Origin of the sequence: Hafnia psychrotolerans, assembly GCF_014639435.1 — a bacterium.
Classification (GTDB): Bacteria; Pseudomonadota; Gammaproteobacteria; order Enterobacterales; family Enterobacteriaceae; genus Ewingella; species Ewingella psychrotolerans.
The window spans coordinates 572,892-586,411 of record NZ_BMFZ01000001.1; the positions used below are offsets into that span (position 1 = coordinate 572,892).

The 13,520-nt window shown below is 52.9% G+C and carries 13 protein-coding genes; 5 read left to right on the forward strand and 8 right to left on the reverse strand.

What is annotated here, in order from left to right; all coding sequences use genetic code 11:
• Positions 1–67: 67 nt before the first annotated feature.
• Complete coding sequence (locus tag IEV89_RS02635; protein ID WP_188470109.1) at positions 68–1,006, reverse strand: LysR family transcriptional regulator; 939 nt, start codon at positions 1,004–1,006, stop codon at positions 68–70.
• Between the two features lie 103 nt (positions 1,007–1,109).
• Between IEV89_RS02635 and IEV89_RS02640 the strand changes: the two genes are divergently transcribed.
• Both IEV89_RS02640 and IEV89_RS02645 read left to right on the forward strand, forming a co-directional pair.
• Complete coding sequence (locus tag IEV89_RS02640) at positions 1,110–1,427, forward strand: nuclear transport factor 2 family protein (protein WP_188470111.1); 318 nt, start codon at positions 1,110–1,112, stop codon at positions 1,425–1,427.
• Entirely contained in the window at positions 1,420–2,181 is a 762-nt protein-coding gene (locus tag IEV89_RS02645; RefSeq protein ID WP_188470113.1) for an SDR family oxidoreductase, read from the forward strand. Before IEV89_RS02640 ends, IEV89_RS02645 begins: the two co-directional genes overlap by 8 nt.
• Before the next feature lie 163 nt (positions 2,182–2,344).
• On the opposite strand, the gene IEV89_RS02650 is transcribed toward IEV89_RS02645, so the two are convergent.
• Entirely contained in the window at positions 2,345–2,908 is a 564-nt protein-coding gene (locus IEV89_RS02650) for a TetR/AcrR family transcriptional regulator (protein ID WP_229746342.1), read from the reverse strand.
• A gap of 98 nt (positions 2,909–3,006) precedes the next feature.
• On the opposite strand from IEV89_RS02650, the gene IEV89_RS02655 reads away from it, so the two are divergent.
• Complete coding sequence (locus IEV89_RS02655) at positions 3,007–3,477, forward strand: nuclear transport factor 2 family protein (RefSeq protein ID WP_229746343.1); 471 nt, start codon at positions 3,007–3,009, stop codon at positions 3,475–3,477.
• 347 nt (positions 3,478–3,824) lie between these two features.
• Here IEV89_RS02655 and idnD read toward each other — a convergent pair whose 3' ends face one another.
• The 3 genes from idnD to IEV89_RS02670 form a co-directional block, all read right to left on the reverse strand.
• Positions 3,825–4,871: an L-idonate 5-dehydrogenase gene (gene idnD / locus IEV89_RS02660; RefSeq protein ID WP_188470117.1), complete on the reverse strand. Its 1,047-nt coding sequence runs from the start codon at positions 4,869–4,871 to the stop codon at positions 3,825–3,827.
• Positions 4,868–6,238, reverse strand: coding sequence for an MFS transporter (locus tag IEV89_RS02665; RefSeq protein WP_188470119.1), 1,371 nt, complete (start codon positions 6,236–6,238; stop codon positions 4,868–4,870). The genes idnD and IEV89_RS02665 overlap by 4 nt, the downstream gene beginning before the upstream one ends.
• Before the next feature lie 113 nt (positions 6,239–6,351).
• The gene (locus IEV89_RS02670) at positions 6,352–7,122 is read right to left on the reverse strand and encodes an SDR family oxidoreductase (protein ID WP_188470121.1); all 771 of its coding nucleotides are present in this window, start codon (positions 7,120–7,122) and stop codon (positions 6,352–6,354) included.
• Positions 7,123–7,505: 383 nt separating this feature from the next.
• Between IEV89_RS02670 and IEV89_RS02675 the strand changes: the two genes are divergently transcribed.
• A complete protein-coding gene (locus IEV89_RS02675) occupies positions 7,506–8,759 on the forward strand; it encodes an enolase C-terminal domain-like protein (protein ID WP_188470123.1) in 1,254 nt (417 codons plus the stop codon).
• A gap of 52 nt (positions 8,760–8,811) precedes the next feature.
• Here IEV89_RS02675 and IEV89_RS02680 read toward each other — a convergent pair whose 3' ends face one another.
• Positions 8,812–9,528 carry a FadR/GntR family transcriptional regulator gene (locus tag IEV89_RS02680; RefSeq protein ID WP_188470370.1) on the reverse strand — a complete coding sequence of 239 codons (717 nt, stop codon included), beginning with the start codon at positions 9,526–9,528 and terminating at the stop codon, positions 8,812–8,814.
• 303 nt (positions 9,529–9,831) lie between these two features.
• Between IEV89_RS02680 and IEV89_RS02685 the strand changes: the two genes are divergently transcribed.
• Positions 9,832–11,127, forward strand: a complete 1,296-nt coding sequence (locus IEV89_RS02685; RefSeq protein WP_188470125.1) for an MFS transporter — start codon at positions 9,832–9,834, stop codon at positions 11,125–11,127.
• Between the two features lie 183 nt (positions 11,128–11,310).
• Here IEV89_RS02685 and hutG read toward each other — a convergent pair whose 3' ends face one another.
• Both hutG and hutI read right to left on the reverse strand, forming a co-directional pair.
• Positions 11,311–12,147, reverse strand: a complete 837-nt coding sequence (gene hutG, locus IEV89_RS02690) for an N-formylglutamate deformylase (protein ID WP_188470127.1) — start codon at positions 12,145–12,147, stop codon at positions 11,311–11,313.
• A complete protein-coding gene (gene hutI / locus IEV89_RS02695) occupies positions 12,144–13,406 on the reverse strand; it encodes an imidazolonepropionase (protein ID WP_188470372.1) in 1,263 nt (420 codons plus the stop codon). The genes hutG and hutI overlap by 4 nt, the downstream gene beginning before the upstream one ends.
• Between the last annotated feature and the right edge of the window lie 114 nt (positions 13,407–13,520).

The window sequence follows — 13,520 nt, forward strand, 5'->3', positions numbered from 1 at the left end:
TGGATCGCTTTAGCCTGTAACAGACTAATAAAAAAGGATACTTCATGTTCAGCTCGTCAGCGCGAGCTCAATGCCTTCCCACGTAAGTACGACTGTCATCAGTGGATTCTTCTCTACTGGCGTACGCCCGGACCAGCCCAAGAAATGCCGAAAGACCCGCCGAGGGATGTCGCCTTCCAGGATAATAAAGACAAAGCCCTGGAAATGGTGGAGTCCAGTCGTCAAGTAATCGCACCAACCGACCGGCTTTGATGTCATCAATAATGTTCTGCTCAAGGAAGAAGCCAATTCCTGAGCCTTCCAGCACGGCTATTCGCGCCAGGGACGCCTCATCCAATGTGAGTTGTCCGCGAACCTCAACCTGAACAACTTCGCCTTTTTTCTCAAGATGCCAGCGATAGAGTGAACCGTCAGGAAGGCGTACCCGAATGCAAGGATGATTGAGAAGGTCTGTGGGGGTTTCAGGTGGTTTATGGATAGCTAAATAATCAGGAGATGCGACGACGGCATAGCGCTGGGGTTTCCCAAGGGAAATAGCAATCATGTCATTAGGTATCAGGCTGGCGACTCGCACGCCTAGATCAAAGCCTTCCGCCACGATATCAATCAAACGGCCATCCGTGACGATATCAACCTGCATTTCTGGATAGCGGCGCAGAAATTCCAGTACCACGTTGGAAAGTAGGGTTCGGGCAGCAAAGGGAGGTGTATTGATCCGCAGTACACCTGATGGGTTTTCACGTCGAGAGCGTACAACTTCCAGAGCCTCGTGAACGCCCAACAGCGAGGGACCCATGTTATCAATAAATAGGCGACCGGCGTCGGTCAGTCCTACACTCCGGGTGGTTCGATGGAACAAACGAACCCCCAGCTCAGCTTCGAATTTCGCGATAATGTGGCTGAGCGCAGTGGTCGATATACCCAACTCGATCGCCGCCGCTCGAAATGTTCCCCGGCGAGCGATCGCCATTACGGCATCTAAATCAGTCAGTGTAATTCGTGCCATTATCCCACTTCCTTCATCATCGAATCCTGATTTGTCCTGATTGTTAACATTATAAAGACTGTTTACAGTAAAACGGTAGAGTTTATTTATTGGGAGATAGGTTATGAAGATGCCATTAGCAGTACAGGCCTTTTTCGAGGCAAACGATGTAGATATTGTTGCCAATGCTTTCACCCTTAATGCTGTCGTTAAGGATGAGGGGAAAAGGTATAACGGTCGTCATGCCATCCGGCAATGGCGGGTCGCGGCAACACATAAATACCAGTATATCTCTGAGCCATTTGAGGTGGCGTTGCGTGGAGATACCCTGGTGGTTAGTGCCAATGTGACAGGTAACTTCCCCGGCAGTCCGGTCGTTCTTGGCTATATATTTCACCTTGCAGAAGAAAGCATCAATGGCCTGGAGATAAGTCATGACTGATTTTTTTGGGCTTGAAGGCAAAAGAGTACTGATTACCTCCGGTACCCAAGGCGCGGGAGCTGCCACCGTGGCGTTGTTTAAGTCTCTGGGGGCTCAGGTGATGACCTGCGCTCGCCATACACCCGATTTCCCGATGGCAGACTTATCGACTGACGAAGGATGTGTTCAATTAGCCAAAGCCGCGCGGGAACACTTAGGTGGAATGGATATTATCGTTCATATGCTTGGTGGCTCTTCATCACCCACGGGAGGATTCGCTGTATTGACGGATGAGTTGTGGCAGCGTGAGTTGGCGCTCAACCTTTTCGCGGCAGTACGTCTGGATCGCTTGCTTGTTCCAGAAATGGTGGCGAACAGAAATGGGGTGATTATCCATGTATCTTCAATCCAGCGTTTAATGCCGCTACCGGAGTCAACGACGGCATACGCTGCGGCAAAAGCCGCGCTATCAACATACAGCAAAAGCCTGTCTAAAGAGGTCTCCCCAAAAGGGGTACGCGTTGTGACGGTATCACCCGGTTGGATTGAAACTGAAGCCGCTATAAGGTTTGCTGAGCGCCTTGCTGCACAGGAGGGGCTAGATTATGCAGGCAGTCAAAAAATCATCATGGATTCATTAGGTGGGATCCCAATTGGCCGTCCCTCTAAACCTGAGGAGGTTGCAAACCTTATTGCTTTTTTGGCCTCTAATCGTGCTGGCTCTATAACGGGAACCGAATACATCATCGACGGGGGCACAGTCCCGACAGTGTAAAAATACGCGTTGATATAAAAGCAGAGATAGCTAAACAGGTTCATTACCTCGATGTCGCGGTTGAACCTGTTAGTAACAGGCAGGCCGAAACGTTGGATAAAAAGGCTGCTGGGGTTTAAGGCCGGAAGCACCGAAAACGCCGTCACCCCAAATCCAGCCAGTCTCAACGCGCCCTCAGCCCTGGCAGCAGCGACGTCAAGAGTCTCTCTAACGCTAATAATGCAGTATCAGGCGTCGGCTCAAACTGCGCCCGGATAATCGCCCCGTCTATTGCCAGCGCTATGGCCTGGGCATCCTTCTCACGTCTTTGGGTCGATGGTAATAAGTTCGCAATGACAGCAGTCATCTCCTGCTTATGACGTTGAGTGATTTCAACCACTTCTGGCATAACGCCTCCCAGCTCTCCGACACTGTTGATAAACGCGCACCCGCGAAAATGTGCATCGCTGAACCATTCAGCTAACGTTGGAATAATCGCCGCGGCATGGCCACCATGAAACTGTAGCGAGTCCACGAACCACGCCATCCAACGCTGATGCCGGTACTCCAGATATTCACAGATAAGGATACTCTTGGCAGGAAAGTGGCGATAGAACGTGACCTTGGTGACGCCTGCCTCGGCAATCACACGGTCGATGCCTGTCGCACGTATCCCCTCCATATAGAACAGGTCATGCGCGGTCAGTAAGATGCGCTCCCGCGCTGAGAGGTTTTTCATTTCATGCATATCGATGATTTCCATGTCACCCGTGTAGACAAGTCTGTCTACGTCGGATAGGCTTTCGCATGTAGACAGTTCTGTCTACATGCTATCACAAGGAACCTATGATGAAAACCAAGCCACCGCTGCCTCCTTTTACGCAAGAAACCGCGACACTGAAAGTGCGCATGGCCGAAGATGCCTGGAATACGTGCGACCCGGAGCGGGTTGTACCGGTGTATACAGAAGATACACACTGGCGTAATCGTACCGATTTTCCCGTTGGGCATGAACAGGTGCGTCAGTTTCTTGAGCGCAAGTGGGCCAAAGAGCTCGAATATCGTTTGATCAAAGAATTGTGGGCCTGTTCGGAAAATCGCATTGCAGTGAGATTCGCCTACGAGTGGCACGACGCCTCCGGCCAGTGGTTTCGTTCCTACGGCAACGAGAACTGGGAGTTCGACCCACAAGGCCTTATGCAATTGCGCTACGCCAGCATCAATGACCTACCGATTAAATCTGAAGAACGAAAATTTTATTGGCCACAAGGTCGGCGTCCCGACGATCATCCAGGATTAAGTGCGCTTGGGCTCTAGCTTGTTTCAATAGCTCACTATTACACCTTCGGTAACGCCTATTCGTTTGCTCCCCGTGACGTCAACGGTTTAAGCATTAAACGGACGAGAACCTGTCGACCCGCACACTCGTTTCTCCTTTATACATCAAATGGCCATCATGCCATTTGATGTATACCAAAATAGAATGATTTCCCCTCTGTCCTTTATCAACTCGGAAGGACTTCCCCATAGGGAACTTCATCCCCGCACCTGATTGCAGACGGTTTTTGCACTCGGGTACAAGAATTGTTTTCAGGCGAGATGACGGGGCACCATTAAGCGCCCTCGCTTTTCCGGCACGAAAAGCGAGGGCGCTGGGGCAGGTATCAGAAGGTAATCTGCACTTTAGAGGAACGGGTTTTATCAGCGGCGGCAATCAGCGCTTCTTCAATGGATTCCGGTGCATATTCTGCGCTGAGTAACGGCAGCGGATTGATGCGACCGTCTTCCAGCCAGGAGACGGCGGTGGCAAATTCGTTGATGAAGCGGAATGAACCTACCCAGGTGATCTCTTTTACCAGCATCGGCATGACCGGATATTCCACGCTGGCCGCGCCCATGCCAACCTGCACGATGGTGCCGGAAGGGCGGGTGAACGCGACGGTAGACTGTATGGCCGCCGGGCTGCCGGAGGCTTCGAACACCACGTCAAAATAGCCGCTGTTTACCTGATAGCGGTCCGCGCTGCCTTTCTCCATCGGATTGAATATGGCGTTTGCGCCCATTTCAGCCGCCAGTTCGAGACAGCGGGCGCTGACGTCGGAAGCGACAATTTCTGCGGCCCCTGAGCTGCGGGCGGCTGCCATGATCAGGCAACCAATCGGCCCCGCGCCAATCACCAGCACTTTTTTACCGACCAGTGTTCCGGCGACATTCACCGCGTGGATAGCCACAGCCGTGGGCTCGGCAAAGGCCATCACTTTAGGAGAGACTTTGCTGTAGGCAAAGCACTGGGTTTTTGTCGCCACAACGTATTCTGAAAATCCGCCGTTGATGTGCGGATTGAACTGCGCACTGCCCATAAAGCGCATGGTTTTGCACAGATTCTGTTTCCCTTCGAGACAAAATGCACAGTGATTGCACGGCTGCGACGGATTAACCGCGACGCGTTGACCGGCGTGGAAACCGGAATCTGCCGGCGCTTTTTCTATCACGCCGACAAACTCGTGGCCGACTACCATCGGGTGTTTAAGCACTGACATCCCGGCGCGTCCGTGCTGATAATAATGAATGTCAGAACCGCAGATGCCGCCGCAGTCGACTTTCACCAGAATATCGCTGTCACTGTATTCCAGTTCGCGCTGTTCCACGCGCACGTCTTTTTCGCCATAAGCGAAACAGGCCTTACAGGTAATCTTGTGTTGAATGCTCATTTCAATGCCTCGGTGACTTTCTGCTGATTTGGGTCAGCACGATGCGGATTAGGAATATCGGATTTCGGCGGCACGATCACTTCGATTTTGCCGACCAGAAAGGTGTAAGCCAGTAAACCGACCAGCGCGACGGCGGTGATGTACCACATGGCATACTGGAAATTGTTGGTGCGTTGCAGGATCACGCCGATGACAATCGGACTGACTATGCCGGAAAGGTTGCCGCAAATATTCAGGCAGCCGCCCATCGTGCCGATAAAATTACGCGGGATCACATCGCTCCATACCACCCAGCCGAGATTGGAAAAAGCGTTGGCGAAGAACGCGATGGACAAGATGGCAATGGCGATAGTCGGTTGGTCTTCAAAGAAATTCACCAGGCAAATCACCATCGTCAGGCACAAACCGGCCATCACCGGCAGTTTGCGGGCAAAGGTGCGCGACTTGCCTTTTTTGAGTAGTACATCGCTTAGCGTGCCGCCGCACAGTACGCCCGCCATCGCCATCAGATACGGGAATGACGCGCCGATCCCGGCTTTGGTGATCGACAGATGCAGCCCTTTTTCCAGATAGACGATGAACCAGGTCAGGAAAAAATAAAGCGTGGAGGAGCAGGCGAACTGCGCGATGAATAACCCCCAGATGGTGCGTTGTTTGAGGAAATACTTGATGTCTTTCCAGCGCACTTTCTCGCTCACGTTGGCCTGATTTTTCGAGCCAAAACCGCCGCCTTCGCGAATGTAATCCAGTTCCAGCTGATTGGTTCCGGTGCTGTTCTGCGGATCGCGGTATTTCATCAGCCAGTAAATGCCGAACAAAATGCCTGCGCCGCCGGAGAGGTAAAACGACATTTCCCAGCCATATTGTGCGACGACATAAGAAAGTGCCGGAGTCAGCAGCGCCAGCCCGATGTATTGTGCGCTGGAATAAATGGCTGTGGCGCGCGCCCGTTCATGATCCGGGAACCAGGTGGCGATGATTTTGGTGTTCGACGGAAACGACGGCGCTTCCGCGATGCCAATCAGCGCGCGACAACCCAGCAGCATCAGGAATGACGCGGTGGCAGTGGTGAACAGATGGTGCGACGAAAAGCCCATCATGAAGGTGAAAATGCTCCACAGAATAATGGCGCTGCCGTACAGAATACGTGAGCCGATGCGGTCCAGCACATAGCCCACAGGGATCTGGCTGGCAGCATAAAACCACGTAAACATCGAGAACAGCAGACCGAGCTGTGTGGCGCTCAGATCGAATTCGGACTGGATTTTACTGCCTGCAACGGACAGGTTGGCTCTGTCCATGTAGTTAATGGCCGTCACAATGAACAACAGCGACAGGATAAAGAATCGCGACTTTGTTGCTTTCATTTGAGTGTCCTGGTCAGGTTTTGTTATTGGCTTTGTTCAATCAGGTGCAGGGTACCGCCCACGGCGCGAAACAGATGTCCGTGGGCAAAGTCTTTCAGGGAAAGTGTTGTCACTTACAACACCGCCAGCCAGCCACCATCTACGTAGATGATTTGGCCGTTGATATAGTCGGAGGCGGAAGAGGACAGGAATACGGCCGTGCCGATCAGTTCCTGCGGTTTCCCCCAGCGTTTGGACGGGTTGCTGGCTTTCACCCAGCTGTCGAATTCCTTATTGTCGATCAGCGCCGTGTTCATGTCGGTGAGAATGTAACCGGGGCCAATTGCGTTGGACTGAATGTTGAACTCCGCCCATTCGGCGGCCATCGAGCATGTCAGCATTTTGATGCCGCCTTTCGCCGCGGTATAGGGGGCGACGGTAGGGCGGGCGGCCTGACTGGTCAGCGAACCAATGTTGATGATTTTACCGCCCTGTCCACGGGCGATCATGCGTTTTGCCGCTGCGCGGGAAACGATAAAAGCGCTGGTGAGGTTGGTGTCAATCACGCGCTGCCATTGTTCCAGCTCCAGCTCTACCATCGGTTTGCGATACTGAATCCCGGCGTTGTTGATCAGTATATCCACCTGCAATCCCTGCGCTTCGAGGGCAGCGAAGGCGCTTTCTACCGCATCTTCGTGGGTCACGTCGAAGGCAAAACCGTGTGCCTGATAACCCTGACTGCGCAGTGTCTGGACAGATTCCTGCAGCAGTTCTTCGCGGATATCATTGAGGATCACGCCAGCTCCTGCAGCCGCTAGTCCTTGTGCGTAAGCAAAACCTAAACCTCGGGCAGAACCCGTGACCAGCGCCGTTTTCCCGGTTAAATCAAATAAAGCAGCAGACATGATAAATCCTCATCGTGGAGAGTGTTCAGAACGTCATCAGATTCAATCCTGTATGACATCAGTCGTGTTTAAACTGATGCATGGTTCTTTTTAAATCAATTGGAAACTTGTTTTTTTGCCATCCGCTTCACAAAATTTATGGTTTACATCTTATTTGTTTAATCTTTATATTTTAAATACAGTAACTTAATGAATATCACCACAAATTATGATCAAGTGCACAAAATCAGCCCTGCCCGCTTTGGCTACATTTTTTTCGATGATATAAGTGAATTAACTTGTAGGACGACAGTTGAGTTGATAGATATAAAAAGAGATTGCGGCCAGCGCCGCACTTTTAATGACAACGTTATCGGGTCTGACATACATATTAAGGAGTTACTGTGAGTAATCTGAAAATCACCGCGGTGAAAACCATTCTGACGGCACCCGGCGGTATCGATCTCGCGGTGGTGAAAGTGGAAACCAATCAGCCGGGCCTTTACGGTTTAGGCTGCGCCACGTTTACCCAGCGCATTCATGCGGTGAAAACCGCTATCGATGAGTACATGGAGCCGTTTTTAATCGGCAAAGATCCAACGCGTATTGAAGATATCTGGCAGTCTGCGTGCGTCAGCGGTTACTGGCGCAGCGGGCCTATCATGAACAACGCACTGTCCGGCGTGGATATGGCGCTGTGGGATATCAAAGGCAAGCTGGCCGGAATGCCGGTCTATGAGCTGCTGGGTGGAAAATGCCGCGACGGCATTCCGCTGTATGTGCACACCGATGGCGGCGACGAGTTTGAAGTCGAAGACAATATCCGGGCGCGTATGGAGGAAGGTTACCAGTACGTGCGCTGCCAGATGGGGATGTACGGCGGGGCGGGCACCGACGACATGAAGCTTATCGCCACCCGTCTGGCACGGGCAAAAAACATTTTGCCAAAACGCTCGCCGCGCACCAGTACGCCGGGGATTTATTTTGACCCGGAATCCTATGTGAAAAGCGTGCCGCGCCTGTTTGATCATCTGCGTAATAAACTCGGGTTTGGCATCGAATTTATCCACGACGTTCACGAACGCGTGCAGCCGATTGCATCCGTTCAGCTGGCGAAAACGCTCGAGCAATATCAGTTGTTTTATCTTGAGGATCCGGTCGCACCGGAGAATATCGAATGGCTGAAGATGCTGCGCCAGCAGTCTTCCACCCCGATTTCGATGGGTGAGCTGTTTACCAACGTCAATGACTGGAAGCCGCTGATCACCCACAACCTGATCGACTATATCCGTTGTCATGTCAGCACGATTGGCGGCATCACTCCGGCGAAGAAACTGGCGACGCTCAGCGAACTGCACGGCGTGCGAACCGCATGGCACGGGCCGGGTGATATTTCACCGGTCGGTGTCTGTGCCAATCTACATCTCGACATGAGCGTAACCAACTTCGGCATTCAGGAATACACGCCGGTTAATGATGCGCTGCGCGAGGTGTTCCCAGGCTGTGCGGAAATCGATCAGGGCTACGCCTATCTGAGCGACCGCCCTGGGCTGGGGATTGATATCGACGAGAAGAAAGCGGCGCAGTATCCCTGCGTCGGCGGTATTCCTTCCTGGACGATGGCGCGTACGCCGGATGGTACGGCGTCACGCCCGTAAAGGCGGGAAAGGCTCAGCGCCAGAGTGCAAATTCTGGCGCTGAGTGTGGCGGTTATTTGGTGTCCGGCAGGGACTGCTTGAGCTTTTCGATGGCAGTCACGTTGTCGGACATCGCGTCATTGAGCACGGCAACCGCCGTTGAAGAGTCGCGGTTTTTGATCGCCATAAACACTTTGATGTGCGCTTCGACACTTTCCAGCGTGATACCCAGCGCACGGTTCAGCTCTTCCAGATAGTAGTAATAAATATCTTTGATCGAGTTCATCACGTTGTAGAACACTTTGTTCTGTGAGGCTTTGGCGATCGCCAGATGAAAATCAAAGTCGGCCTGCGAGTACTTTTTATAATCGTCTCTATTAACCAGCATGCGGTTCAGCGCCTGTTCCAGCGCGGTAATGTCCTCCGCCGTGGCGTTAATCACCGCCAGTTCCATGCACTTAAATTCCACTGTCTGGCGGAACACCATCATGTCGTGAAACTCTTCGCGGCTCAGATGCATGATCGGCTGTTGTTCATTGAGCAGGGTTTGCTGATTGATGTTCTTGCTGACAAAACTGCCTTTGCCTTGCTGCGTCACCACGATGCCAAGATCGCGTAGCCGTTGTACTGCACTGCGGATGCTGACGCGGCTGACGTTAAACGACGCGGTCAGCTCCGCTTCTGACGGGAGTTTGCTGCCCGGCGGCCAGCTGCCATCGAGCAGCTTTTCCTTGATTTGATCGTAAACCGCATTCACTACGTTGTGCTTTTGGATCGATTGAATACTCATCTTGTCGGTCGCCATAAGTTGTCCTACAACAGGCAGAGATATAGCACGTCAGCGGGCGGGTGTGAAGTTATCGTGCCGTTTTTTGCGGTCTTAGGAAGAAGAAGACCGCAATAACTATTTTTTGTGACTGAGATTTCAATTCTTCATTTTGATGATTGCCGGACGCATTTTAGTGATGCATTTTTAATCTTGAATGATGTCATACAAGTTAATGTATGACAGGTTGCTACAAATACGATCACCCTAAAAACGCGGCCAAAGGGCACTCTGACCGTTTAAAAATAACTCGTAGAGAACTGACACATGAGCCTCCACTTACCACAAAAACTGGCACCGCTGCGCTGGCGTAAACTGATACCGCTGGCGTTTATCACCTACAGTCTGGCTTATCTCGATCGCGCTAATTACGGTTTTGGCGCAGCCTCGGGGCTGGCGCAAGATCTCAACATCACGCCCGGTATTTCCTCATTGCTCGGCGCGCTGTTTTTCCTCGGCTATTTCTTCTTTCAGGTGCCGGGCGGTATTTATGCTGAAAAACGCAGCGCAAAAAAACTGATCTTCTGGAGCCTGATCCTGTGGGGGATTCTTGCTACTGCCACTGGCATGGTGCACAGCGTTGCCGCCCTGGCCGTCATTCGCTTCCTGCTGGGCGTAGCCGAAAGCGTGGTGATGCCCGCGATGCTGGTGTTCCTCAGCCACTGGTTCACCAAACAGGAGCGTTCGAAAGCCAACACTTTCCTGTTCCTCGGTAATCCGATAACCGTGTTATGGATGTCGATTCTTTCCGGCTATTTGGTGGATGCGCTCGGCTGGCGCGGGATGTTTATCATCGAAGGCGTACCAGCGATTATCTGGGCGGCCATCTGGTGGGTGATTTTTGTCGATCGCCCGGAAGAGGCCAAATGGCTGAGCGTTCAGGAGAAGGCCGATCTGGCCGCGGCACTGGCGGCAGAGCAGGCTGAAATGAAGCCGGTGAAAAACTACGGTGAAGCGCTGCGTTCACGCAAGGTGTTGTCGCTGTCGTTTATCCATTTCTTTTGGAATATCGGTATGTACGGTTTCATCATGTGGCTGCCGTCAATTTTGAAAACCGCGTCCGGATTGGGCATCGTGGCGACCGGCTGGCTTTCCGCGGCGCCTTACCTGCTGGCCGTGCCGCTGATGCTTGGCGCGTCCTGGTTCTCGGACAAATATCAACAGCGCAAACTGATCGTGTTGTTGTTCCTCGGGCTGGGCGCGGTGTGCTTCTGTGCGTCGTTCACCGTCGGTGCTAATCACTTCTGGGTGTCATATGTGCTGCTGGTGATCGCCGGTGGGGCGATGTACACGCCGTACGGCCCGTTCTTCGCGGCCATTCCCGAGCTGCTGCCGCGTAACGTGATGGCCGGTGCGATGGCGTTTATCGTCAGCTTCGGCGCGCTGGGTTCTTTTGTCGGGTCGTGGATTGTCGGTTATCTCAATGGCGTCTTTAACGGCCCGCAGGCATCTTACGTCTTTATGGGCAGTTCGCTGGTGATCGCGGTGCTGCTGACTGCCGTCACGCGTTTCACCAATAAACCGGTAGAAGTTGCTGCGCCAAAAATTGCTGCGCTGAGCTAAGTTATTACCCCGGCGTCAGACGCACCTGACGTTTAAAGATGCGTCTGAGTCGTTTTCAGGGCTGAGGCTGTGTAAACATCTCCATCAGATTTGCTGCATCGCCAATCAACGTGACGCCGGGAACATGCTGCCAGGAATATCAGTAAGGCAACGCATAAACCGGGCGGAAAGGGAAGAGATCATTTAAACAGCGCCCTGTTTATACGCATCTTTCCCCCAATCTACCATCCCACCCAGCAACTGCTTCAACAGTACCTGGAGTTCAGAGGCTTTAGCCTCCGAGTACGCAAAGGGCTCGCTCTCTTCCATGTAATTCACCTGCGTCAGCTCAAGCTGAACCGCGTGAATATTCATGTCCGGCTGGCCGTAGGCGCGGGTGATATATCCGCCTTTAAAACGGCCATTCAGCACATGGCTGAAGCGGGTTTGTTGCTGGCAGATTCTTTCGAGCATTTCGCTCAGCGCCGGTGAGCAGCTTGCGCCACTGTTGGTGCCGAGGTTGAGATCCGGTAACTGACCGTCAAACAAACGCGGGATCACCGAGGCAATGGAATGTGCATCAAACAGCAGCGCGTAGCCGAATTCCTGCTTCATGCGCGCCAGTTCCGACTGAATTTTCTGGTGATATGGCTGCCAGATTTGATCGAGATATTGCTGGCGCAGGGCATCTGTCGGCATCATGCCCGGTTTGAATGTCGCGCGACCGTCGAATAACGTATCGGGATACAGGCCGGTGGTTGCGGTGGTATACAGCGGTTTATCGTCGGAAGGTCGGTTAAGATCGATAACGAAGCGCGAATACTGACCGACCAGAATGCTAGCACCCAGTGAGCGCGCAAAATTGTACAGTTGCGGGATATGCCAGTCAGTATCAGAAAGCGGGAGGGCGGCGTCGCTTAGACCGCTGGCAACCTGGGGCGTCAGGTGGGTCCCGGCATGGGGGATACTGATCAATAACGGCACGCTACCCGGCGTAAAATGAAAGGGTTCAGCAATAACATGGGTGGTTGTAAGGCTCATGAGCGGGACTCTCCTCGTACTTCTCCACGAAAAACAACAGTGCAGGGCAGTTGACCACCCAGCCAGTAAACCAGTTCGGCAGGGCGTGACAGCGGCCAGTGTATAAAATCAGCGACTTTTCCAATCTCCAGCGTGCCGTGTGTTTCCTGTAAACCCAGCGCACGTGCGCCATGGCAGGTGATCCCGGCCAGCGCTTCTTCGGGCGTCAGACGAAACAATGTACAACCCATATTCAGCATCAGGCGCAAAGAAAGTGCTGGCGAGGTGCCGGGGTTGGCATCACTGGCCAGCGCTATCGGCACCTGATGTTTGCGAAACTCATCCACCGGAGGACATTGCGTTTCCCGCAGTAAATAATAAGCTCCCGGCAGTAATACGGCGACGGTACCGCTGGCGGCCATGGCTTGCGCGTCTTCGGCGGTAGCGTATTCCAGGTGATCGGCGGACAGCGCATGATGTTGCGCCGCCAAGGCGCTGCCATGCAGGGAAGACAGCTGTTCGGCGTGTAATTTAACCGGTAAACCTAAGGCTTCAGCGGCATTGAAAACCCGTTCAACCTGTGCCGGTGAGAATGCCAGATGTTCACAAAAAGCATCGACAGCATCGGCCAGATTTTCAGAGGCGACCACCGGCAGTAACGTATCGCAGATGAGATCAATATAATCATCAGCGTGCCCTTTGAATTCCGGCGGCAGGGCATGGGCAGCAAGGCAGGTGGATTTTACCTCGACCGATAACATGACGCCCAACTGGCGGATCACCCGCAGCATCTTCAGCTCGCTTTCTACGCTCAGTCCGTAACCGGATTTAATCTCGACACAGGTCACGCCTTCAGCCAGCAACGGCTGTAAGCGAAACAGCGCCTGGGTAAGCAATTCACCTTCGGTGGCTTCGCGGGTGGCATTGACGGTGGAGAGAATGCCACCGCCAGCTGCCGCTATATCGGCATAGCTCACGCCGTTCAGTCGCTGTTCAAACTCTGCGCTGCGATCGCCACCGAAGACCAGATGCGTATGGCAGTCAACAAAGCCCGGCGTGATGATGCCACCATCAAACTCATGCTGTGTGGCGCCCGCAAAATCCGGACAATCTGCGGCGAGACCGACCCAGACGATCTTTCCGCCAGTGACCGCTATAGCGCCATTTTCAATCAGGTTGTAATGGCCGTTCTGCATGGTCACCAGCGTGGCGCCGCGCCATACACTGTCACAACGGGAAGGGACTTCGGATGAAGAAGAAGGGGATATCGCTACCGGCATGACAGGCTCCAGGCTGAATTCATCTTGTATAGACAACTAAAGTCAACCTAACGCATAACCACGAAACCGGCAAGGCAGCCAGCGATAGTTTTTTCTTATTACGAGACGTCTTCC